The organism is Ralstonia sp. A12 (assembly GCF_000801955.1).
In the GTDB taxonomy this organism is placed as follows: domain Bacteria; phylum Pseudomonadota; class Gammaproteobacteria; order Burkholderiales; family Burkholderiaceae; genus Ralstonia.
The window spans coordinates 42,173-63,257 of sequence record NZ_JSZO01000014.1 but is presented as its reverse complement, the minus strand read 5'-3'; the positions used below and the strand labels follow the sequence as shown (position 1 = coordinate 63,257).

At 66.5% G+C, this 21,085-nt stretch carries 21 protein-coding genes; 5 read left to right on the top strand and 16 right to left on the bottom strand.

The annotated features are described in order from the left end of the window. Positions 1-171: 171 nt before the first annotated feature. The 7 genes from PI87_RS17240 to PI87_RS17210 form a co-directional block, all read right to left on the bottom strand. Entirely contained in the window at positions 172-2,286 is a 2,115-nt protein-coding gene (locus PI87_RS17240; RefSeq protein WP_039598951.1) for a phosphocholine-specific phospholipase C, read from the bottom strand. Between the two features lie 70 nt (positions 2,287-2,356). Further along, the gene (locus tag PI87_RS28590) at positions 2,357-2,602 is read right to left on the bottom strand and encodes a hypothetical protein (protein ID WP_232314018.1); all 246 of its coding nucleotides are present in this window, start codon (positions 2,600-2,602) and stop codon (positions 2,357-2,359) included. Positions 2,603-2,733: 131 nt separating this feature from the next. Then, entirely contained in the window at positions 2,734-3,924 is a 1,191-nt protein-coding gene (locus tag PI87_RS17230) for a VanZ family protein (RefSeq protein ID WP_232314017.1), read from the bottom strand. A 97-nt stretch (positions 3,925-4,021) separates the two neighbouring features. After that, positions 4,022-4,678 carry an ABC-type transport auxiliary lipoprotein family protein gene (locus PI87_RS17225; RefSeq protein WP_039598948.1) on the bottom strand — a complete coding sequence of 219 codons (657 nt, stop codon included), beginning with the start codon at positions 4,676-4,678 and terminating at the stop codon, positions 4,022-4,024. A gap of 9 nt (positions 4,679-4,687) precedes the next feature. Continuing rightward, positions 4,688-5,647, bottom strand: coding sequence for an MlaD family protein (locus tag PI87_RS17220; RefSeq protein WP_039598947.1), 960 nt, complete (start codon positions 5,645-5,647; stop codon positions 4,688-4,690). Further along, positions 5,647-6,522, bottom strand: a complete 876-nt coding sequence (locus PI87_RS17215) for an ABC transporter ATP-binding protein (RefSeq protein ID WP_039598946.1) — start codon at positions 6,520-6,522, stop codon at positions 5,647-5,649. The genes PI87_RS17220 and PI87_RS17215 overlap by 1 nt, the downstream gene beginning before the upstream one ends. Then, positions 6,519-7,643 carry an MlaE family ABC transporter permease gene (locus tag PI87_RS17210; protein ID WP_039598945.1) on the bottom strand — a complete coding sequence of 375 codons (1,125 nt, stop codon included), beginning with the start codon at positions 7,641-7,643 and terminating at the stop codon, positions 6,519-6,521. The genes PI87_RS17215 and PI87_RS17210 overlap by 4 nt, the downstream gene beginning before the upstream one ends. Positions 7,644-7,819: 176 nt before the next feature. Here PI87_RS17210 and PI87_RS17205 point away from each other — a divergent pair, with 176 nt between their 5' ends. The 3 genes from PI87_RS17205 to PI87_RS17195 all read left to right on the top strand — a co-directional run bounded on the left by PI87_RS17205 (position 7,820) and on the right by PI87_RS17195 (position 10,411). Next, positions 7,820-8,692, top strand: coding sequence for a biotin--[acetyl-CoA-carboxylase] ligase (locus PI87_RS17205; RefSeq protein WP_039598944.1), 873 nt, complete (start codon positions 7,820-7,822; stop codon positions 8,690-8,692). Next, complete coding sequence (locus PI87_RS17200) at positions 8,689-9,555, top strand: type III pantothenate kinase (protein WP_039598943.1); 867 nt, start codon at positions 8,689-8,691, stop codon at positions 9,553-9,555. Before PI87_RS17205 ends, PI87_RS17200 begins: the two co-directional genes overlap by 4 nt. Before the next feature lie 91 nt (positions 9,556-9,646). Beyond that, on the top strand, positions 9,647-10,411 hold the full coding sequence (locus tag PI87_RS17195) for an SPOR domain-containing protein (protein ID WP_039598942.1): 765 nt from the start codon (positions 9,647-9,649) through the stop codon (positions 10,409-10,411). Between the two features lie 3 nt (positions 10,412-10,414). Here PI87_RS17195 and rfaE2 read toward each other — a convergent pair whose 3' ends face one another. Both rfaE2 and PI87_RS17185 read right to left on the bottom strand, forming a co-directional pair. Continuing rightward, complete coding sequence (rfaE2, locus tag PI87_RS17190; RefSeq protein WP_039598941.1) at positions 10,415-10,912, bottom strand: D-glycero-beta-D-manno-heptose 1-phosphate adenylyltransferase; 498 nt, start codon at positions 10,910-10,912, stop codon at positions 10,415-10,417. Positions 10,913-10,986: 74 nt separating this feature from the next. After that, positions 10,987-11,841, bottom strand: a complete 855-nt coding sequence (locus PI87_RS17185) for a ferritin (protein ID WP_009239234.1) — start codon at positions 11,839-11,841, stop codon at positions 10,987-10,989. A 428-nt stretch (positions 11,842-12,269) separates the two neighbouring features. Between PI87_RS17185 and PI87_RS17175 the strand changes: the two genes are divergently transcribed. Continuing rightward, positions 12,270-12,974 carry a glutathione peroxidase gene (locus PI87_RS17175; RefSeq protein WP_039598939.1) on the top strand — a complete coding sequence of 235 codons (705 nt, stop codon included), beginning with the start codon at positions 12,270-12,272 and terminating at the stop codon, positions 12,972-12,974. Positions 12,975-12,978: 4 nt separating this feature from the next. Here the strand turns inward: PI87_RS17175 and PI87_RS17170 are convergent, their stop codons facing one another. From PI87_RS17170 to PI87_RS17145, 6 genes are all read right to left on the bottom strand, one after another. Further along, positions 12,979-14,157: a patatin-like phospholipase family protein gene (locus PI87_RS17170; RefSeq protein ID WP_198139581.1), complete on the bottom strand. Its 1,179-nt coding sequence runs from the start codon at positions 14,155-14,157 to the stop codon at positions 12,979-12,981. A gap of 9 nt (positions 14,158-14,166) precedes the next feature. After that, entirely contained in the window at positions 14,167-15,063 is an 897-nt protein-coding gene (locus PI87_RS17165; RefSeq protein ID WP_039598937.1) for a PhaM family polyhydroxyalkanoate granule multifunctional regulatory protein, read from the bottom strand. Between the two features lie 51 nt (positions 15,064-15,114). Next, on the bottom strand, positions 15,115-15,933 hold the full coding sequence (locus PI87_RS17160) for an enoyl-CoA hydratase/isomerase family protein (RefSeq protein WP_039598936.1): 819 nt from the start codon (positions 15,931-15,933) through the stop codon (positions 15,115-15,117). 68 nt (positions 15,934-16,001) lie between these two features. Beyond that, on the bottom strand, positions 16,002-17,165 hold the full coding sequence (locus PI87_RS17155) for an ABC transporter substrate-binding protein (protein WP_039599180.1): 1,164 nt from the start codon (positions 17,163-17,165) through the stop codon (positions 16,002-16,004). A 100-nt stretch (positions 17,166-17,265) separates the two neighbouring features. Further along, the gene (locus PI87_RS17150) at positions 17,266-17,928 is read right to left on the bottom strand and encodes a hypothetical protein (RefSeq protein ID WP_039598935.1); all 663 of its coding nucleotides are present in this window, start codon (positions 17,926-17,928) and stop codon (positions 17,266-17,268) included. 58 nt (positions 17,929-17,986) lie between these two features. After that, positions 17,987-18,991: an LLM class flavin-dependent oxidoreductase gene (locus tag PI87_RS17145; protein WP_039598934.1), complete on the bottom strand. Its 1,005-nt coding sequence runs from the start codon at positions 18,989-18,991 to the stop codon at positions 17,987-17,989. Positions 18,992-19,096: 105 nt separating this feature from the next. Between PI87_RS17145 and PI87_RS17140 the strand changes: the two genes are divergently transcribed. Beyond that, positions 19,097-19,999 carry an IclR family transcriptional regulator gene (locus PI87_RS17140; protein ID WP_039598933.1) on the top strand — a complete coding sequence of 301 codons (903 nt, stop codon included), beginning with the start codon at positions 19,097-19,099 and terminating at the stop codon, positions 19,997-19,999. A 3-nt stretch (positions 20,000-20,002) separates the two neighbouring features. On the opposite strand, the gene PI87_RS17135 is transcribed toward PI87_RS17140, so the two are convergent. Beyond that, positions 20,003-20,995, bottom strand: a complete 993-nt coding sequence (locus PI87_RS17135; RefSeq protein ID WP_039598932.1) for a fumarylacetoacetate hydrolase family protein — start codon at positions 20,993-20,995, stop codon at positions 20,003-20,005. Positions 20,996-21,085 lie beyond the last annotated feature (90 nt).

The following is a 21,085-nucleotide window of genomic DNA, read 5'->3' as shown; positions in this document are numbered from 1 at the left end:
TACCCGTTTGCCGACGTGCTGGCGATCGTGATGATCGTCGGGTTGAGCGCGCTGGCGCTGTATCAGGCGCGTACGTACACGCGACAACTCTGATCGCGCCGCCATGGAAGAACGGCCCGCTGACGTGACTGTCAGCGGGCCGTTTTGCTTGGGTGCTGCCGGTGTTTCTTCTTAGGCGCCCAGTGCCGGATCCGACGCGCTCGGGCGATCCGTCTCCACGTGGCCGGCCAGGCGTCGCTGGAAGCCGGCGTCGGTGCTGGCCGTGACGGTCAGGTCGTACCAGGCGTGCTGGCCGCGCAGGTCCAGGTACACCGAGGCATCGTCACCGCCGCGCACTTCGCGCTGCACGCTCTCGCCCGTGTAGGCGTTCTTGACCGTGAACGTCGTGTGCGCGCGGCCGTGGTTGATCAGGCGCAGCTCCAGGTTGCCGTTAGCCACGTCGTAGCCCTCCTTCACTTCCAGCGCGCGGCGGCCATGCGGATGCAGCAGGCCCGACAGCGTGAGCTTGCCGACAAAGCGGCGCAGGAAACCGTTCGGGCCATGCACCGTGAAGTCGTACGCGCCACCGGCGCCTACGGGCAGTTTGTCCGACAGGCGCTTGCCGGCTTCCACCGTGTAGGTGCGCGGTGCATCCACGCTGCCGGCGGTGTAGACGAGGAAGGCCGCACCCACGTCGCCCGTGTTGACGAAGTCCAGTTGGAACTTGGCAGCGGCCTCGTCGTGGCGGCCGCGCACGAACAGCTCGTAAGGCAGCGCACGCGCCGGACGCACACCGCTCTCCTGCTTGGGCACCGCCTGCACCAGCGGCGGCAGCGGAACGTAGTTGGCGTGGCGCAGCTTGTCCTTCGGCACGTAGGCGGTGGTGCTCGGCAGCGTGGGCACCACCTCGTTGGGCGTCGCGAAGTTGAACGCGGACGTCAGATCACCGCACACCGCACGGCGCCACTTCGAGATGTTCGGCGACTTGACGTTGTGCGTGCGCGCATAGCGCTGCTCGATGAAGCGGATGATCGACGTGTGGTCGAAGGTTTCCGAGCAGACGAAGCCGCCCTTGGACCACGGCGACACCACCAGCATCGGCACACGCACGCCCAGGCCATAGCTGCCCGCACCGTACTTGCTGTTGCCCGGGAAGTATTCGCCCGTGGTGTCGACCGTTGACAAGCCATTGCTGCCCGCGCTGCCGGATGCGGCAAAAGCCGGCACGAGGTGGTCGAAGAAGCCGTCGTTCTCATCGTAGGTGATGAACACCGCGGTCTTGCTCCACACCTCGGGGTTGGAGGTGAGGATCTGCAGCACCTGGTCGATGTACCACGCGCCGTAGTTGGCCGGCCAGTTCGGGTGCTCGGAGAAGGCTTCCGGTGCGGCAATCCACGACACCTGCGGCAGCGTACCGTTCTGCACGTCGCGCTTGAGCACGTCGAAGTAGCCATCGCCGGCCGACACGTTGGTGCCGGTGCGGGCCTTGTCGTACAGCGGGGTACCCGGCTGCGCGTTCTGGTACTGCGTGAAGTACAGCAGCGAGTTGTCGCCGTAGTTGCCGATGTAGGCGTCGCTCGTCCAGCCCCACGAGCCGGCGGCGTTCAGGCCGGTGCCGATGTCCTGGTAGATCTTCCACGAGATGCCGGCAGCTTCCAGCACCTCCGGATACGTCGACCAGCCGTAGCCGGCTTCCGCGTTGTCGATCACCGGGCCGCCGCCCACGTTGTCGTTGCCGACATAGCCCGTCCACATGTAGTAGCGGTTCGGGTCGGTCGAGGTGGGCGTGGAGCAGTGGTAGGCGTCGCAGATGGTGAAGGCATCCGCCAGCGCGTAGTGGAACGGAATGTCCTGGCGCGTCAGGTAGGCCATCGTGGTGGTGCCCTTGTGCGGGACCCAGCCGTCGTAGCGGCCGCCATTGACGGCGGCGTGCGTGTCGTTCCAGCCGTGCGGCAGGTCTTGCAGGAACTGCAGGCCCAGATCCGGCGCGCTCGGGCGGAACGGCAGCACCTCGCCCACCGCGCCGACCAGCGGCTGGTGCCACACACTCTTGCCGGTGGGCAGCGTGACGGTGCGCGTATCGCCGTACCCGCGCACGCCCTTGAGCGTGCCGAAGTAGTGGTCGAACGAGCGGTTCTCCTGCATGAGGATCACGATGTGCTGCACGTCCTCGATATTGCGGTGCGCGTTATGGGCGGGAATCGCCAGCGCCTGGCGAATGCCTTCGGGCACCGCGCCCATGGCTGCGGATGCAGCAGCCAATTGGGCGGCGGAACGGAGAAAACCACGGCGGCTCTTGGAGGTCATGTTCTCTACCTGTTGTCTGTGTTGGGGGGTGGGGGGAACAACACGGGGCAGCGCCTGACTGACTGGGGCGTCAGTCGACGGTATGCATTACGGGTGGGGCCAGGCCATCGCGCCGCACGGCGGGCAAAGCGGCGGCAGCCTGCGTGGAAGACGGGGACGGAGGCAACGTGGAAGCCGGCGCCCGCACCACGGCGGGCACATGCGGATCAGCGGCATCGCAGCCGGCCAGCCCAACGGCGAGCGCCGCCGCAGCCAACATCGCTGGGCGGAAGAACGGTCGACTGGCAACGCTGATCGCGTACACGGGTGCACACACGGATGACCTCCAGATGACACCGGCGGCCTGCGCATACAGCGCGCGCCTGTCACTCAACAGGCGCTAAGGTAGAAAGGAATCGTGTCGGCCACGTGACGGCGGCGCACGCCATCACGCAAATGGATGAGAGGTCAGTCCGGACGCCGGTTGGCGCGCCGCAGCAGTTGGGTCTGCTCGGCCCGCCAGGCGAGATAGCCGAGGCCGAGGAACGGCCACAGCCAGCCGATCCATTGCGACAGGCTGTTGAAATGGACGAAGCGCCCAAGCCGCCAGCTTTGTGCCGACACCCACGAGTACGGGCTCGGCGGCAACACGTTGGACAGGAGAATCAGCGCGATCAGCAGCGTCATCGCCAGCGCGCCGCGCAGCCAGCGCGGCAGGCGCACCAGCAGCACCAGCACGAGCGAGCCCACCACCAGCCCAAAGCGCGCGCCGGACGAGAGCCAATCCCACGCGCCGGCCAGCGGAAACTGCAGCAGCGTCGCCCCGGCCTTCAGCAGCAATGCACTCGCCAGCAGCGCGGTCAGCAGGCGCAGCACCGGTGCACCACGGCGCATGGCCATGGTGGCCAGCAGCCCGGTGCCGATCCAGCTACAGGCGGTGATCAGCGCTTCCAGCAATTCCTGGCGCTGCAGCGCCTCGGGATGCGCCTGCAGCCGGTCATGCCAGTCGAACAACTCCGGAAACCAGCTGTTGATGACGCTGGTCAGAAACGCATCCGGCGATGGGTCCAGCACGATGCTGCGGATCACCCCGCCCATGCTGAAGAGGAACTCCTGCGGAAAGATCTGCGCGAACGGCCACAGCAACAGCAGCAGGATCCCAAAGGTGGCGTGCGGCTCGAACCAGCGGTTGCGCAGAATGCGCAGGCTACCCCGGTCGATCAGCCGCGCCGAGAACGGCGCCATGACGATCGCACCCAGCAGTGCGCCCAGCGTGTTGGTCGCCAGATCCACGTTGGACGCCACGCGCGTTGGCAGATAGGTCTGGAGCGCCTCCATGGCGCCGGAGAGCAGCAGCCCGGCCACCAGCGCGATCAGCACCGCGCGCCAGCCCGTGATGCGCGGATGCAGCGCCAGCACCGTCAGCATGCCCAGCGGCATGTAGCCCCACACGTTGGTCACCACGTCGAAGACGGTGTTGTAACGCGGCAGCGGCGCGGTCAGATACGCAAACGGCGAGATGCCCGCGTCCGTCCAGCCCGCGAACGGATACAGACTCGCATAGACCACCAGGAAGACGAAACAGGCCAGCCCAGCGCGTGCGAGCGGCGAGTGGCGATGCGGGGTAGGCGTGGAAGGTTGTGTGTGGAGGTCCGGCACCGGCGGGAGCTGCAGTCAAACTGGGGCAGACTTGAGTGTTGCCCATCATACCGTCCGACGCCGCCGGACGCGGACGGTTCCCTCTTCCGGTGGAGGGTCAGCGCGGGCGCACAGCCGGCTGCGACGCCGCAGTCGGATGGCGGGCAGCCAGCGGCAACCCCGCCACCCAGTCCAGCACCTCGCCGATGGCGCGGTCGGACGCCAGCGTGAGCGCCGCCACGCCGCCTGCCGCATCGGCACTCGGGGCCGGTGCATCGGCCTGCACCACACGCTGATCGACCACCACGCGCGACTGGAGGACCGTCGCCCGCAGGCGCACCACGCCCCGGCTCGCGCCCGGCTGGTCGAACACCTGCGAGAAGTCGACCAGTTCGACACGCAGCATCGGCACATCCTGCCCGGCGTAGCCGACCACCTGGCCGCGTGCGGCCGCCGCGTTGCGCAAGCGTGCGTCGAACAGGTTCACGGGCGATTCCACCCAGCGGCTGTTGGCATAGGCGTCGGTGCGCTGGCCCTGTGCATAGGCGAGGCGGTAGTAGATGGCATTGCCGTCCATCCAGCCTGGGCCGGCCACCTCGGCCACACGCAGCGCAGTCGGCAGGCGCGCGCCGCTCGCGGCGGTGGGGGCGAGGCCGAAATCGTAGAGCGCGGTGGGCGCAGTCGGTGCGCTGGAGCACGCGGCCAGCGCCACCAGGGCGGACAGTGCAAGCGCGCGGCGGAGTGGGTGACGCAGAACAGCAGACAACTTCGGCATGGATTCTCCTCAGGGCTGGCGGGCAGCGGGCGCCGTAAAACCGGTCTCGCCAGGGCCGGGCGAACCGGGGGCCGGGCCAAACAGCACGCTCTGCGGCCGGGCGTTGAAGCTCGTCACGGCGTTGTCAAAGCCGCGCACGGCCTGGCGGGCCTCACGCGCGAAGCCGTTGAGCTGCGGCAGCGTCTCATATGTCAGCACGTTGGCAGCCGATTGCATCGACTGCGTGGCGGTGGCCAGGTCTGAGCCGGCGCCGGAAATCGTCGTCAGCAGCGGCCCCTTGGGGTCGGACAGCGCTTGCGACAGCTTGCGCGTGGAGGTGATCGTCGCGTCCAGGTTGTCGGCAATCTGCGGCAACTTGCGCATGGTCGGCTCCGCCTGCTGCGCGAGCGTGCTGTAGGCGTCCATCGTCTTCTGGAACGACTGCATCGTATTGGTGAGCTGCTGGCGGTGCTCGTCATCAAACATGATCGACAGCGAGCTCAGCGTCTGGTCGAGCTTGGAGAGCATCTGGTCGCCGCGCTTGTCCAGCTCGTCCAGGAAACCCGCTTCCATGCGGATGCGCGCCGGCTCCTTGGCCGACGTTGCGAGGTGCTCTGGGTTGGGCGTGCGCTTGCTGTTGTCAAAGCCGCGGTCGTCGAGCTGCACGTAAGCGAGACCGGTCACACCCTGGTAGGCCAGGCGGCCGTAGGTGGTGGTGGTGATCGGCGCGTCCTTGTCGACCAGCACGCGCACCACGATCTGCCCCGGCACCTTGTCGTCAAAGCGGATGCTGTCGACTTTGCCGACATCCAGGCCGCGGTACTTCACGGCGGCCTGCGGGTTCAGCCCGTTGACGGTCGAGCGCGTGACCACGTCGTACGGCAGGCGCACGGTCTGGTCTCGGTTGAACCACACGACCGCCAGCGCGATGAAGATCACCAGCCCGATCGTGAACAGCCCGGCCAGGAATGCGTGGGCTTTGTTTTCCATCAATCCTCCTGCGTCGAAAGCGAGGCGGCGGCCACCGCTTCCGTCATCTCAGGGCCCAATGCCATCAGGGCCCGTTTGCCCCGTTCACCCAGGAAGTACTCCTTGATGAACGGGTGGTCGATCTGAATGATCTGTTCCACCGGCTTGGCCGCCAGCACCTTGCGGTCGGCCAGCACGGCAATGCGGTCGGACAGCGCCACCAGCGTATCCAGGTCATGCGTCACCATCACCACGGTCAGGCCCAGCTCCTGGCGCAGCTCGCGGATGAGGGCGACGTAGTCGTCAGAAGCGCGCGGGTCCAGGCCGGCGGTGGGCTCATCCAAGAAGACGAGCTCCGGCTCCAGCGACAGCGCCCGTGCCAGCGCCACGCGCTTGATCATGCCGCCCGACAGGTCCGACGGCATCTTGTCGGCGTCGGTCGATTTGAGCCCAACCATCTGCAGCTTGAGCATCGCCACGCGCTGGATGAACGCGTCGGGCAAGGTGCGCAGTTCGCGCATCGGCAACGCCACGTTGTCGATCACGGACAGTGCCGAGAACAGCGCGCCGTGCTGGAACTGCATGCCCCAGCGGTTGCGCATCGACTGCAGATCGTTGCCGACCTGGCAGGTCAGCTCTTCGCCAAAGATGTGGATCGTGCCTGAGGTGGGCTTCTCCAGCCCGACCACCTGGCGCAGCAGCGTGGTCTTGCCACTGCCCGAGCCGCCCACAATGGAAAGCACCTCGCCGCGAAACACGTCCAGATCGATGTTGTCGAGCACCGTCACCTTGCCATAGCGCTTGGTGACGCTGCGCACCTGGATCACGCGCTCGCGTGCAGGCGTGAGGGGCGGCGCGACCGGGTGGTCAAGCTGAGGATGGCGTGGGCGCGTCATATCCCGACGTCCTTGAAGAGGATGGCGAACACCGCGTCGGCCAGGATCACGATGGTGATCGACACCACCACCGAGGTGGTCGTCCCCTCGCCCAGGCTCTGCGTGTTCGGCTGGATGCGCAGGCCGAAGTGGCACGCCACCAGCGCAATCAGCATGCCAAACACGACCCCCTTGCCGATGCCAAGCCACAGGTTGGCCACCGGCACCGCGTCGGGCAGCGAGGAGATGAAATACGTCGGGCTGATGTCGAGCTGGAACTTGGCGGCCAGAATGCCGCCGCCCAGCGCAAGCAGATCCGTCCACGCCACCAGCAGCGGCATGGCAATCGCCAGCGCAATCACCTTGGGCAGGATCAGCCGGAAGCCATGCGAGATACCCATCACGCGCATGGCGTCAAGTTCTTCGGTCACCCGCATGACCCCAATCTGCGCGGTGATGGCCGAGCCCGAGCGCCCCGCCACCAGGATGGCCGCCAGCACCGGCCCCAACTCGCGGATGATGGCCATGCCCAGGATGTTGACGATGAAGATGCTGGCCCCGAACACGCGCAACTGGTTGGCCGACAGGTAGCTCAGCACGATGCCGATCAGGAAGCCCACCAGCGCCGTGATGCCCAGCGCCTTGTAGCCGGTGCTGTAGATGTTGGCCGAGATCTCGCGCCACGGGCCGAGATGCGGCGCGCGCAAGAACCGCCCGAAGTCGAACATCAACTGACCGACCATGGCGACGCCGTCGCGGGCGTGGTCGAAAAAATCGAACATGCCGTTGCCGAGGATCACCACCGGGTTGATGCGCGGCGCCAAGCGCTTTTTCCAACCGCCCGGGTCGAGCTTGGCAACGCGGTCGATCATGCGGCGCTGGTCGGGGCGGGCGTCAAGGTGCTCCGGCCACGCGTTGCCCCAGGCACGCCAGAGGAGCTGCGCGCCAAAGTGATCGATGCGACCGACTTCAGTCAGGCACCACGCGTTGGCGTTGTCCAGCCCGGCGCGGATCTGCTGGCGCGCGCTGCGCACGCCCGCCCGCTCGGCCAATGCGAGCGTGGTCCAGTCGCCGGAAAGGAAGGCGACGGACTTCCCATCGACAACGCGAACCTCAAGCTGGGGCGTACGGCAGGTGATCAAACGGGTTCTCCGTGGGCGGGTGATGCCGAGTATCGGTGGGATTGTAGCCAACACGCTGCCCGACACTGTCACACTGTGGGGCTCATGCGCCGCTCGGTGCAAGCACCGGGCCCCGGTTTGGAGGCCCCGCTCGTACAATGCGCCCATTCCCTGCGCGAATCTGATCGCCCTTTTTCATGTCTCTTGCCGAACCCTCCGCGCGCTGGCGCCTCACGCGCGAACGCATCCAGCCCAGCGGCCCGGCTGCCGACTGGCCGGTCGAGGTGGTCGAGGCCACTGGCTCCACCAGTGCCGACCTGATGGCTGCCGTGCGCAACACCGCCTGGCCGGCCAACGCCGCTGGCCCAGGCCAGGCGCCGCTTCTGTCCGCGCGTGTGCTGGCCGCCCAGCGCCAGACCGCTGGACGCGGCCGCCAAGGCCGCCCGTGGGGTGGCGACCACGGCCTGACCTTCTCCATCGCCTGCGCCTTTGCCGGTGAGCCTGCGCTGCTCGGCGGCCTGAGTCTGGCCGTGGGCGTTGCCGTGGCCGATGCCGTGGCAACCTACGCTGAAACGCATAGCGGCAGCGCGCAGGCCCTGGCGCTCAAATGGCCGAACGACGTGCAGATCGCCGGGCGCAAGCTGGCCGGCATCCTGGTCGAGACCGTACGCACCGCGCCCGGGCAGACCTGGGCCGTGATCGGCATTGGCCTGAACCTGGAGCGCCCGCATGTGTTGGAAAGCACGCTGGGCCGCGAGCTGTCGGGGGTGGAAGAACTGGTGGACGCACCGGAGCCGAACGGGGTGTTCTCTGCGCTGCTCACGTCGCTGGGGGATCACCTGCAGCGCTTTGGCGCGCAAGGCCTTGCGCCCTTCGTTGCGCCGTTTGCCGCACGCGATGCGTTTGCCGGCGAGCGCGTGCGCCTGTGGCAGGACGGCACCGTCGCGCTGGAGGGCGTCGCACACGGTATCGATGCGCAAGGGCGGCTGGCGATCGAATCAGGCGGGCGCGTGCAATGGATCCACAGCGGCGAAGTCTCGCTGCGCAGCGCGGACGCGGAGCAGCCATGACACGCCTGAAGGCTCCGCATTCGGCACCCGCGCGACCGCTGCTGCTCGTCGACGCCGGCAACACGCGCATCAAGTGGGCGTGGATTGCCAGCGACGTCGATGCCCTGCCCGTGGAACCCGGAGATACGCCGTGGCAACACGCCGGCGCCCGCTCGCACGATCAGCTTGCAGAACTCGTTGAAGACTGGCGCGATTGCCACGCCCTGGGCGTCGCGCCGCCTGAAGTGTGGATCAGCGCAGTGGCCGGCCCGGCGCTGCGCGACGCACTCACCGCGCGCATCGCCCGCGTGTTCGATGGTGCACGCGTGCGCATTGCCACCTCGGAAGCCGAAACCGCTGGCCTGCGCAATGGTTATCGGGAGCCCACGCAGCTCGGCACCGACCGCTGGGTTGGCGCGGTGGGGGCGCGCAGCCTGTGGCCCGACACCGCCCTGCTGCTGGTAACGGCCGGCACAGCCACCACGCTCGACATCGTCACGCCCGACGGCCTGTTTGCCGGCGGCCTGATCCTGCCCGGCATCACGCTGATGATGCGTGCGCTCTCGCGCAACACCGCGCAGTTGCCCGAAGTGGATATCAGCTACCTCAGCGCGCGCGATGCAGTAGCACCGCCGTGGGCCGACAACACGCAGGACGCCATCGCACTGGGCTGCGTCACGGCCCAGGCCGGCGCCATCGCACAGACGTGGCAGACGCTGCAATCGCAATATCCCGGCCCAGCACGCTGCGTGCTGAGCGGCGGAGCACGTACGGCACTCGCTCCACATCTGCGCATGCCGTTCCAGATGCACGATAATCTCGTGCTGCTTGGCCTGCAGGTGCTGGCGCGCGCGAACCGGGAAGGTGCGGCGACGCTGGCGTGAGGGGCCAGTCCACCGTCTTTGTTTTACTGTCGTTGCTGTCGCCGTGTTTCTGCATTCCGAGCCACCGTCTGAATCCACCTCCGTCCGCACCATGACGCTCCGCCTCGCCCTGCTGCTTCTGCTGCTCGTCAACGGCGTTTTGCTGGCGGCCAATACTGGCGTGTTCGGGCCGAACGTCCCCTCGGCCTGGTTCGAAAGCGACCGCGAACCGGAGCGCATGCAGCGCCAGATCCGCACCGAAGGGATTCGCATTCTTGAGCCTGCACCCTCTGCCGGTGCTGCGGCGCCCCCGGCCGCGCCGGCATCGTCGCCTGCAGCGGCCGGCGCCTCGGCCGACACCAAGGCCAGCGTCGAACACACGGCGCTGGCCGCAGGCACGGCGGGCAGTTGCACCGAACTTGCCGGTCTGACCGACGCGCAGGCCACGCGTGGCTTCGATCAGCTCAAGCAGATAGCAGGCGTGCAGGTCGAGCGCATCACGCGCCAGGAAGACAACCGCTGGTGGGTCCACATGCCCGCCCGCGATACGCGTGACGACGCTGACCGCAAGGTGGCCGAACTCAAGCGCCGCAACGTGGCCGATTCGGCCATCGTGCAGGAAGGCAATACGTTTGTGGTATCGCTGGGCCTGTTCCGCGACAAGGAGCGTGCGCAGCAGCTTCTGGACGAGTTGCGCGCCAAGGACGTGCGCACCGCCGTGGTCACGCAAACGCGCCGGCTCGGCGCGCAGACGTCGCTGCGTGTGACAGCCACCGCCGATGCGGCCTCGGGCGTTGCCGCCCAACTGGCCACGCTCAAGAAGACACTCGGCGCCGAAGACCTGCACGCTTGCGCGGCAGTCACGGCAGCACGCTAAGCTTCAGGACGTTGCGCGCACGCGCTTGAGCAGCGCAGTGGTTGAGCGGTCGTGCTCGAACGGAATCGCCAGCGCAGTCCCACCCCAACCCCGCACCACGCGCGTTTCTTCCAACGCATCGATGTCGTAGTCGCCGCCCTTGACGTAGATGTCGGGGCGCACGCGCTCAATCAACTCAACCGGCGTGCGCTCGGCAAACAGCACCACCAGGCTCACCGCTTCCAGCGCAGCCAGCACGGCCAGGCGGTCATCCTGCTTGTTGAGCGGGCGATCGTCGCCCTTGCCCAGCATGCGCACGGACGCATCGGTGTTCACCCCCACCACCAGCGACGCACCCAATGCGCGCGCCTGCGCCAGATATGTCGCGTGCCCGCGATGCAGGATGTCGAACACGCCATTGGTGAACACCAGCGGACGCGGCAACGCCCGCACGCGGGCCTCCACCTCAGTGGGGTCGCAGATCTTCTGTTCAAAGGCGGGCGCAGGTTGGCGAACGGTCATGGCGCAAACAAAATCGGAGTGAAAAACAAAACGGCCCATCGAATCGATGGGCCGCTCACTGCCAGTGGCAAGGATCAGGCAGCTTGTTCGGCCGAGCCGAGCAGACGTGCATTCAGTTCCTTGCGGTAGCGGTTCAGGTCTTGCACGGTTTCAAAGGTGCGCTCGAACAGCAGACCCATGTTGTGCAGGATGCGCTCGATCACCTTCTTTTCCCAGCCGGCGTCGAACTTGATCTGCTCGTCCAGCCAGTGTTCCAGCCAATCCGGGTTCGGCAGGCGCGACTGCACGGTGTCTTGCGGGAACAGTGCCTTGTTCACGTGCAGGTTGGTCGGATGCAGCGGCTTTTCGGTGCGGCGGGCCGAGGCCATCAGCACGCCGATCTTGGCGAACGCGCTGCGCGCGCTGTCACCAAACTGGCCGAGGTATTTCTTCATGTAGCGCAGGTAGGCGCCGCCGTGGCGGGCTTCATCCTGCGACAGGTGCTTGTAGATCGCCTTGATGACCGGCTCGGTGTGCCATTCGGAAGCACGGCGGTACCAGTGGTTCAGACGGATCTCGCCGCAGAAGTGCAGCATCAGCGTTTCCAGCGGCGGGGCCGGATCGAACTCGAAGCGCACGTTGTGCAGCTCTTCTTCGGTCGGCACGAGTTCCGGGCGGAAGCGGCGCAGGTACTCCATCAGCACCAGCGAGTGCTTCTGCTCTTCAAAGAACCATACGCTCATGAACGCCGAAAAATCGGAGTCGTGGCGGTTGTCACGCAGGAACATCTCGGTGGCGGGCAGGGCGGACCACTCGGTGATGGCGTTCATCTTGATGGTCTGCGCTTGCGCGTCGGTCAGCAGCGACGCATCGAACGTATCCCACGGAATATCCTTTTCCATATTCCAGCGGACCGCTTCCAACGACTTGAACAATTCGGGATAGAGCATGGTAAGCCTTTGAATTTGCAGGCGGATTCTAGCAGACATGCTTGACCAGCCCCGGTTTTTCGTGGTCACCGGAGCAAAACAACGATGTCTGCCCGTTTCCTCGTCACAACAGGCCTGCCGGTGCCACGCATGCAACGTGACTTGGCGACCCCCTTGATACGCCGGGTTGTGGCGCATCGCCTCGCGGTGTGCCGCGATGTGATCGGCGGCTCGATGGCCGTCGTCTTCTGTGGGGCGGGCCCGTTCGTCACCTGGAGCGCCGGGCGTGCCCTCCAGTATAGGAAGCGCTGCGGCCCAGATGAGAGACAAGCGACGATGGGCGTGCAACGCGCAAAGCACTTTTGGTGCGGCGCGACCCCGGGGCGTTATACCCTAGACTGAAGACAAATCATGTATTGCCGCTTACTGCCGGCTTCCGGAGGCTCGCCATGTTGCTTTCTGCCATCGCTCCCACGCCGAGTCGACGCCTGCATTGGCGCCTGCACCCGCGCGCGTCTGGCGTGCTGCGCCGGCACCACCTGCTGATCGTTGCGATCGCCATCGTCATCGCCATCATTGCCTTGCTGCTGCCGCGCACCGGGCACGCTGCAACGGGGGCGCCTGCGGTGTCCGCAACACAGCCGCCGGCCGCTGCGCCGGGCAGTTGCCCGGCCAGCCTGAACTTCCGCGTCAAACGGCTGCAAGACGACGCGCCACAAGACCTCTGCCAATACGCCGGCCGCGTGGTGCTGGTGGTCAATACCGCCAGCTACTGCGGTTACACGTATCAATATGAAGGACTGGAAGCGCTCTATGCGAAGTACCGCGACAAGGGGCTGACGGTGCTCGGCTTCCCGTCCAACGATTTCGAACAGGAACCCGGCAGTAGCAAGCAGATCGCCGACTTTTGCTACAACACGTACGGCGTGAAATTCCCGATGTTCTCGAAGACCGCAGTGGTGGGGCCCGGTGCATCACCGCTCTATACATGGCTGGCCACGCAGACGAAGCAACCGCCCAAGTGGAACTTCCACAAGTACCTGCTCGACCGCAGCGGCCGCGTGGTGGCGGTGTATCCGAGCAAGGTCGAGCCAGGCGATCCGGCGCTCACCAAGCGCATCGATGCACTCTTGGCGGAACCGGCACCCCACTGATGGATCAGGCAACGCGCATGGTGTCCGGCACCACGCCGTAGAGAAACGCGGCCAGTTCATCGCGCCGCGCCTCGACATCGCGCTCGCCCAGGTCGATCAGCTCCTGGGTGTATTCCGGCTCAAACAGCAGATAGCTGGCGAACGCCGCACCGCGCGCTTCGGTACCGCCCAACGGCTTGAGCAGCGCGCGTACCGTGCTCGGCAGGCGCTGCACGTGGCGCGAGGCGATCAGCTCGATGCGCTCGGACGGCGCCATCACCAGCACTTCGATCTTGCGCCAGCCGTCGCGCGCGTCGGCAATCTCGGGGTTGCGGCTCACCATTGAGTTGATGTGCTGCAGCCGTTCGATGTCGGCTGACAACCCATCGAGAAAGATGCTTGCCAGCGCCTGCCCGGCAATCTGCGCCAACGACGGATAGCCGGACGCCGGCACCGTGTCGTACCACCCCGGCTGCGAACGCGAGGCCGCCCCCACCACCAGAATGCGATTCGCCCCCAGATGAATGGCCGGGCTCAGCGGCGACATCTGCCGCATCGTGCCATCGCCGAACCACTCGTCGTTGCCATCGAGCTGCAAGGACTGCGCGGGAAAGATGAATGGAATGCTCGACGAAGCCAGCATGTGCGACACGCCAATCTGATCGGCCACCGCAATCCGCTGCGAGCGCCGCCACGGCAAGACCACGTGCGGCGACTGATAGAACGTGACGTGGCGCCCGGTCGTGTACGACAGCGCCGTGATGGCCAATGCGCGCAACGCGCCAGCGTCGAAGGCGGCCTGCACCTGCTGGCCATCGTGTTGCGACTCCAGCAGTTCACGCAGCGGGGTGTTGTCGAACAGCGCGCGCGGCGTGTGGCCGGTCAACCAGCCGAATGCCAATGCGGTCAACCAGCGCGTGCCGCTGGCGCCAACGCGGCCGACATCGGTGCGATAGACGCGGTCCGCATGCAAGTTCGCCCAGAGCTGGGTAAGCGCCTCGGTGGCCTGCGTGAAATCCTGCGCACCGCGTGCCATGCCGAGGCTGTTGATGGCCCCGGCCGAAGTGCCGCAGATCACGTCGAACGGCGCGCGCGCGACGCCCGGTGCGTACTCGCGCGCCAGTCGTGCAATGCCGCGCAGCACGCCTACCTGATAGGCGGCGCGGCCGCCGCCGCCCATCATCAACAGCGCGGTGCAGTCGATCGACATCGATCAGGGGGTGTCGTTGGTCGGCTTGTGCGCCGAAGTCTTGGCCGGCGCTTTCTTGGCCGCGGTTTTGGCGGGAGCCTTCTTGGCAGCGGCTTTCTTGGTCGCGGGCCCGGCGGTCTTGCCTGCGGGCGCCTTGGCGGCCGGCTTCGCTGTCTGCTTGGCTGCCGTGCGCTTTGGCGCGGCCGGTGCGGTCTTCTCTTCGATGTCTTCCGGTGCCGAGTCCAGCCCCTCTGCACCCGGCGCACCACCAAACCCTGGGAATCCTGTCGGGAAGCCCGGCATCAGGCTCTGCGGCATGGGCATGGCCGCTGCGGCGGAACTGGCGATCTGGTTGAACTGCTGCTGCAGCATGTTCCACCACGGTGACGGGTCCAGTGCTGCAGCGGCAGCGCGCGCGGCGGCCTGCGCCTGTGCATGCGCCTCGGCGGCGGACTGCGCCTTCGCCTCGGCCTCGTCATCATCGGTGTCTTCCGCTTCGATCTCGGCTTCGTCTTCGGGCGGCTCCTCGGCTTCGGCGGCCTTTGCCGTGGAGGTATGCGGCCACGCCGGCTTGGACTCGGCGGCGGCCTTGGCCTCGCTACCCGACAGCCCGTCGAACGTGGCCTTCATTGCATCGGGCGACAGCGCAGAGCCGAACGTTTGCAGTGCGACCAGCGTTGCGCGCTGTACCTCCAACCCCTGGATCGCGGTGCGCAGCAGGCTGGCGTTCAGTTGCAGCCAGCTCTCCACGGCGCGCAGATCGTGGATGCGCTTGTCGAGCTCCTCCAGGTCCATCGGCGGTGCCGCAAAATTGGCCATGCTGGGCATTGCGCCACCGGCCATCCCTGCCAGGCCGCCGCCCCACAGCTTGCGCAGAAATTCAAAGCCGCCTTCAGCGAAGTTGGGCATCTGGGTGAACATGGTGTCTCCTACGAAATCGGTCGTGAATCGAGCACGCTCAGGTGCCATCTATCAGGTGCCATCGAACGTGGGCGGGCGCTTCTGGCGCAGGCTGGCAATGCCTTCGCGCACGTCGGGGCCGGCAAATCCCATGAACTCAAGCGCCAGCGAGGTATCAAAGCTCGGCCCTGCCAGGCGCAGCCAGTTGTTCAATGCATACTTGGTCCAGCGGATGGCCGTTTGCGAACCGGCGGCCAAACGCTCCGCAATCTCGAATGCGCGGTTGATGAGGTCCTTCTCATCCACCGCCAGTGACACGAGACCAATGCGCTCGGCTTCATCGCCGGTCACGGATTCGCACAGCAGCAGGTAGTACTTGGCGCGGGCCATGCCGCACAGCAGCGGCCAGACGATCGCCGCATGGTCGCCCGCCGCCACGCCCAGGCGCGTATGGCCATCGACGATGCGCGCATCCTTCGCAGCAATCGAGATGTCCGCCAGCAATCCAGCCACCAGCCCTGCGCCCACGGCCGGGCCATGCATGGCGCTGACGATGGGCTTGTCGCAGTTGATGATGTTGTAGACGAGGTCGCGAGCCTCGTGCCAGACACGCGTGCGCACGTCAAAGTCGTCGGCCATCTGCTCGACCAGGTGCAAATCGCCGCCGGCCGAGAAGCCCTTGCCCTCACCCCGGATGAGCGCCACGCGCACCGAGGGCTCGGCGGAGACATCGCGCCAGATCTCGGCCAGTTCCCGGTGCAGGCTGGCGTCTGCGGTGGAAAGCTTGCGATTGGTCGACTGGGCGGCGCCCATCACGATCTCGAGGATGGGGCCGTGCTGGACGAGCGTGAGCGCCTGATAACGGGCGAAGCGGGGAGCGAGCGAGGTCATGATGGGTCGGAATGTGAATCAAGCATAGCGGATGAGGCCGCGCCTGCAACGCCGGATGTGCGGCATGGTTACTTTGCCTCGTCGGCCAGACGCCATTCACCACGGCGTATCTGCGCCATCACGCGGGCACGCTGGTCCAGACCGACATGGTCTTTCGGGCTCATGTTGACGACGCCGGTGCTGGTCGGCAGGTCGTGCACGTGCTCGAGCGCATCGCGCAGGGCTTCGCGGAAGGCTGGCGTGCCCGGCTTGGCGCGCTTGAGCGCCACCGGCACGGCGCGCTGCAGCAGCAGGCCGATGTCGCCCGTGTAGGCAGCGAAGATCGACACCGTACGTTTGCCGAACGCGGCCTCGTAGCGGCGGGTGAAGTCGAGCGCCTGCGCCTTGGCCGGATTGCTGTCGGGTAACTGTGCCGCGACCATCACCGGGCCGGTGGGCACGTAGGCGCCCTCGCACTCCTTACCGCACAGCTTGAGGAACTCGTTGTTGGACACACCATGGTTGAAGTAGATCTTGCCGGTGTAACCGCGCTCGGCCAGCGCGCGGGCCGGCAGCGCGGCCGGTGTGCCGGAGGCACCGATGACCACGGCATCCGGCTTACTCGCCAGCAAATGCAGCACCTGGGCCGTCACGCTGTTGTCGGTGGGCGAAAAGCGCTCGGTATCGGTGATGCGGATCTGCTTGAGGTCGGCAAAGCGCTGCACCTCGGTCAGGAAGGCTTCGCCCAGCGCGTTGGCAAAACCGATATAGGCGATGGTCTTCACGCCGTGCGCAGCGGCGTGCTCGGCAATGAGCGACGCCATGTGCGAATCCGAATGCGGTGTCTTGAAGATCCAGCGGCGGTGCGCGTCCATCGGCTCGATCAGCCGGGCGGACGACGCCAGCGAGATCACCGGCGTCTTGCCCTCGGCCGCCACGTCGATCATCGCCAGCGTGTTGGGCGTGGTGGACGAGCCGACGATCAGGTCCACGTTGGACTCCGTCATCAACTTGCGCGTATTGGTGACGGCGCGCGTTGTGTCGGACGCGTCGTCGAGCACGATGACCTCGACCTTCTCGCCCGCGATCTCTTGCGGCCACAGCTTGGTGGCGTTCTTCTCGGGGAATCCGAGCGAAGCCTGTGGGCCCGTGGCGGACACCGTCACGCCGATGCGGATATCCGCCAGCGCGGCAGAGGAAAGCAAGGCAAAACCAACCAGTACGCCTGCATGTCGCCAATTCGGTCGTTGCATCAGTCGCCGCATGGGTGTCTCCTCCCGTGGTTTTGGGAGAAAGCGTAGCGGTTTTGCGGCGGTTTGGCGATGCGGGCGCGCCCGGGCGTCCGGCGCCCGCTCAGGCTGCTGCGGTCTGCTCCGGCACGCGCTCGGCCAGCTGGCGCAGCGCGTCGCCATAGGCGTCGGCATCCATTTCAGAGCTGGACTTGGCCAGGTAGTACGCCAGCCCAAAGCGCGACGACGTGCGCGTGAAGAGTTGGTAAACATCGCCCAGGTCGTGCAGGCGCGCGATCTTCTGCCACGGGATCACCGCCGTCTTGCCGGAAGGCCCCTGCACCGACAGCGCGGCCGGTGACAACTCCCAGCGGTGGAGCCCTTCCAGGCGCGCCACACTGCGCTGCACCGATCGCCGGGTGATGTTCGCGATAAAAGGATCGGTGATTCGGTCCAGCCGTGCCCGGAACCACTGCGCGATACGCAGGACGAAGCGGGCCAACGCCAAGCCGTAGCGCCACCAGAGCAGGCCGTAGATGAACGCGGCTACCGCAAAGGGCAACCACGTTGCAATAACGCCTTGGCCCGACGAGGCCATCAGCCGCATCAGAGCAACCACCGCAAGCGGAATCACCAGCAAAACGAACGCCAGACTCCGCTGGAGAAAGGCATCGATGCGCGCCTGCATGGCCACCTTCCTGGCGGCGATCCGCGCGATGCGTTTGGCGGTAATGCGATCGGCCAGCGCCTGGCATTGCTCGGCGCTGATCCGGAAACGTAGTTCCATGACGTGCCCTCAGCTCGGTCCGGCCGTGATTCTAGGGCCGCACGCGCTGAAAGAGAATCTAGGCAGCCAGTGCCTTCAGGCCGGCGCGCGGCAGCGCATCTTCCACCAGCGCGCGCATCGATTCCAGCACGACCGGCTGCGGCATCAGGCCGAAGTTATGCAGCGCCATCACATGGTCGACACCCATGTCGGACAGCCGCGCAAGCTTCTCGGCCACGGCATCAGGGGTGCCGAACAGGGACAGGCCGCTCGCCAGCACGTCGTCATACGTTTGCCGGCGTGCGTAAAGCCGCGTGGCGACATACAGGTCGAACGGCGCCGCAGCCGCCTCCCGCACCGCAGCGTCCGTTGGGCCGACATGCGTGTGCAACGCCACCGCCGCCATGCCGCGCGCGTCATGGATGCCCGCCTCGGCCAAGCCGCGCCGGTAGTCATCCATCAGCAGGCGGATGTCATCAAAGCCGTCCACCGAGGCGTACGGCACGAACAGCATGCGCCGCCCCTGCCGCCCGATGTGGTACGCCGCTTCGCGCCGCAGGATCGCCACGTGGATCGGCACCCTTGCCTGCACAGGCAACACGTTCAGACGCACGTCGCGCAGCGTGTGGAACTGGCCTTCGTGGCGCACGCACTCGCCGGAGAGCAAACGTTCGACCAGCATCAGCGCTTCGTCAAAGCGCTCGCGTTTGATAGCCGGGTCAACGTCGTAGCCCTCGAACTCGTGCTTCAGGTAGCCCGAGCCCACGCCCAGCGACAGCCGCCCGCCCGAGAGCGCATCGACCATCGCGTAGTTCTCGGCCACGGTCGCCGGATGATGGAACGTGAGAATCGAGATGGCGGTGCCCAGGCGCAAGCGCTGCGTCTGCGCGGCCAGGTGTGAGAGAAAAACCGCAGGGTTGGGTACTGCACCGTACTCGTGAAAGTGGTGCTCGGCCACCCAGAACGTGTCGTAGCCGAGCGCCTCCGCATGGCGCGCCTGGGCGATGACGTCTGTGTAGAGTTGCGGCAGACTGCGGTGCCGGTCCGGATAGTGGTCCTGCACGGAAAAGATCGACAGCTTCATGGTGTCTCCGGATTCTCGGTGTCTTTTCCAGCGCGCAGGGCTGCCACGCCGGCTGTATCTTTTTGCGTAACGCGTATCTTATAAAGCGACACCTGAGACTTCAAGATGCTCCCCGCTGACGATCTTCCTGATCTTCCCGATGACCTCCCGCCGGACGATGCCCCCGCCGAGCGCGCCAGCGCCGGCATCCAGTCCGCCGAAATCGCGCTGACGGTGCTCCTGGAGATGGCGCGCACAGGCGGCGCACACGCCGTCTCCGAGCTGGGCCGGCAGCTCGGCATGCCGCGCGCCAAGGTGCATCGTTATCTGGTGTCGCTGGAGCGCATGGGCTTTGTCGAGCAGGACCCGGCCTCGGCGCGCTACCGGCTCGGCGCGCAGGCACTGCAAGTGGGGCTGTCGGCGCTGTCCGACGTGGATTTCGTCCGCGAAGGCAGCAACATGCTGCCCAAGCTGGCCGAGCGGCTGAACGAGAGCGTGTTCCTGTCGATCTGGACCCAGCGCGGCCCGGTGATCGTGCGCTGGGAAGACGGTGGCCGGCCGGTGACGGTGAATGTACGGGTGGGCTCGGCCATGCCGCTGCTGAACTCGGCGACCGGCCAGGCGTGTGCCGCCTGGATGCCCGAAATTCAGATCGTCTCGCTCATCGACCGCGAACTGCGCGGCCCCGGTGCCGGCAAGGCTGGCCTGACCGATTGGCTGAACTGCCGCGCGCGCTGGCAAACGGTGCGCCACGAAGGCGTGGCGCGCATTGCCGGCACGCTCATCAACGGCATCGATTCGGTGGCCGTGCCGGTGCTGGATGCGCAAGGCAAGCTGGCAGGGGCCATCACGGCGCTGGGCTTGTCCAGCGTGTTCGACGCCACATTGGAGGGGCCGGCCTCACGGCTGCTGCGCGAGGCCGGGCGGGCGCTGTCGCTGCGGCTGGGCTACCACGGTCAGGCACTGACGGCCGGTACTGCGCAACCTAAGCGGGGGCGCCGCGCGAAGGCTGCACCTGAATCAGCGTAGCACTCAGTCTTGCGTGCCGGGCGCGACGACTTCCTGATCGATTGCCCCGAAGATCGACACGCCATTGGCGTCGAACATCTCGATCTTCACCGTATCGCCGTAGCGCATGAATTCGGTCGCGGGTGCGCCGGATTCGATGGTTTCCAGCATGCGTTTCTCGGCAATGCAGGCGTACCCCTTGCTGCGGTCCACGTTGGAGATCGTGCCCGAGCCGACGATGCTGCCCGCACGCACGTTGCGCGTCTTGCAGATGTGCGCGATCAACTGGCCGAAGTCGAACACCATGTCGGTGCCGCACTCGGGCTGGCCGACGCGTCTGTTGTTCCAGCGCACCGTCATCGGCAGGTGCACCTTGCGTTCGCGCCAGGCGTCGCCCAACTCATCAGGCGTGATCGCCACGGGCGAGAACGCCGTCGCCGGCTTGCTCTGGAAGAAGCCGAAACCCTTGGCGAGTTCCGCCGGAATCAGGTTGCGCAGCGACACGTCATTGGCGAGCACGACCAGGCGGATGCCCTCAGCGGCAGCGGCGGGCTCGGTGCCCATCGGCACGTCGCCGGTGATGACGGCCACCTCGGCCTCGAAATCGATGCCGAAGGCCTCGCTGCGGCAGACGATGGGGTCATGCGCGCCGGCCAGATCGTCCGAGCCGCCCTGATACATCAGCGGGTCGGTCCAGAACTCAGGGGGCATCTCGGCGCCGCGGGCCTTGCGTACCAGCTCCACGTGGTTCACGTAGGCTGAGCCGTCTGCCCACTGGTACGCGCGCGGCAGCGGCGCCATGCACTGGGCCGCATTGAACGCAAACGGATGCCGGGCACGGCCGGTGTTGAGCTGCTCGTACAGATCCTGCAGCTGCGGTGCATAGAAGACCCAGTCGTCCAGCACGCGTTGCAGCGTCCCGGCGATGTGCGTGGCGTAGTGCGCGGTCTTCAGGTCGCGCGAGACCACGGCCAGTTGGCCGTCGCGCGAGCCATCCTTGAGGGTGGCGAGTTTCATGGGCGTCGTGTGCGGAGAAAAGCTGCGCGGATGCTACACCATGCATCGGCTAAACTGGGCCGAACCGACCTACTGCACTGACCCCACAGC

What these genes read in the sequence shown, in the direction of transcription:
- PI87_RS17240 (WP_039598951.1), bottom strand. Translation starts at nt 2,286, where the DNA reads ATGACCTCCAAGAGCCGCCGTGGTTTTCTCCGTTCCGCCGCCCAATTG.
- PI87_RS17225 (WP_039598948.1), bottom strand. Translation starts at nt 4,678, where the DNA reads ATGCCGAAGTTGTCTGCTGTTCTGCGTCACCCACTCCGCCGCGCGCTT.
- PI87_RS17220 (WP_039598947.1), bottom strand. Translation starts at nt 5,647, where the DNA reads ATGGAAAACAAAGCCCACGCATTCCTGGCCGGGCTGTTCACGATCGGG.
- PI87_RS17215 (WP_039598946.1), bottom strand. Translation starts at nt 6,522, where the DNA reads ATGACGCGCCCACGCCATCCTCAGCTTGACCACCCGGTCGCGCCGCCC.
- PI87_RS17205 (WP_039598944.1), top strand. Translation starts at nt 7,820, where the DNA reads ATGTCTCTTGCCGAACCCTCCGCGCGCTGGCGCCTCACGCGCGAACGC.
- PI87_RS17200 (WP_039598943.1), top strand. Translation starts at nt 8,689, where the DNA reads ATGACACGCCTGAAGGCTCCGCATTCGGCACCCGCGCGACCGCTGCTG.
- PI87_RS17195 (WP_039598942.1), top strand. Translation starts at nt 9,647, where the DNA reads ATGACGCTCCGCCTCGCCCTGCTGCTTCTGCTGCTCGTCAACGGCGTT.
- rfaE2 (WP_039598941.1), bottom strand. Translation starts at nt 10,912, where the DNA reads ATGACCGTTCGCCAACCTGCGCCCGCCTTTGAACAGAAGATCTGCGAC.
- PI87_RS17185 (WP_009239234.1), bottom strand. Translation starts at nt 11,841, where the DNA reads ATGCTCTATCCCGAATTGTTCAAGTCGTTGGAAGCGGTCCGCTGGAAT.
- PI87_RS17175 (WP_039598939.1), top strand. Translation starts at nt 12,270, where the DNA reads ATGTTGCTTTCTGCCATCGCTCCCACGCCGAGTCGACGCCTGCATTGG.
- PI87_RS17165 (WP_039598937.1), bottom strand. Translation starts at nt 15,063, where the DNA reads ATGTTCACCCAGATGCCCAACTTCGCTGAAGGCGGCTTTGAATTTCTG.
- PI87_RS17160 (WP_039598936.1), bottom strand. Translation starts at nt 15,933, where the DNA reads ATGACCTCGCTCGCTCCCCGCTTCGCCCGTTATCAGGCGCTCACGCTC.
- PI87_RS17155 (WP_039599180.1), bottom strand. Translation starts at nt 17,165, where the DNA reads ATGCAACGACCGAATTGGCGACATGCAGGCGTACTGGTTGGTTTTGCC.
- PI87_RS17150 (WP_039598935.1), bottom strand. Translation starts at nt 17,928, where the DNA reads ATGGAACTACGTTTCCGGATCAGCGCCGAGCAATGCCAGGCGCTGGCC.
- PI87_RS17145 (WP_039598934.1), bottom strand. Translation starts at nt 18,991, where the DNA reads ATGAAGCTGTCGATCTTTTCCGTGCAGGACCACTATCCGGACCGGCAC.
- PI87_RS17140 (WP_039598933.1), top strand. Translation starts at nt 19,097, where the DNA reads ATGCTCCCCGCTGACGATCTTCCTGATCTTCCCGATGACCTCCCGCCG.
- PI87_RS17135 (WP_039598932.1), bottom strand. Translation starts at nt 20,995, where the DNA reads ATGAAACTCGCCACCCTCAAGGATGGCTCGCGCGACGGCCAACTGGCC.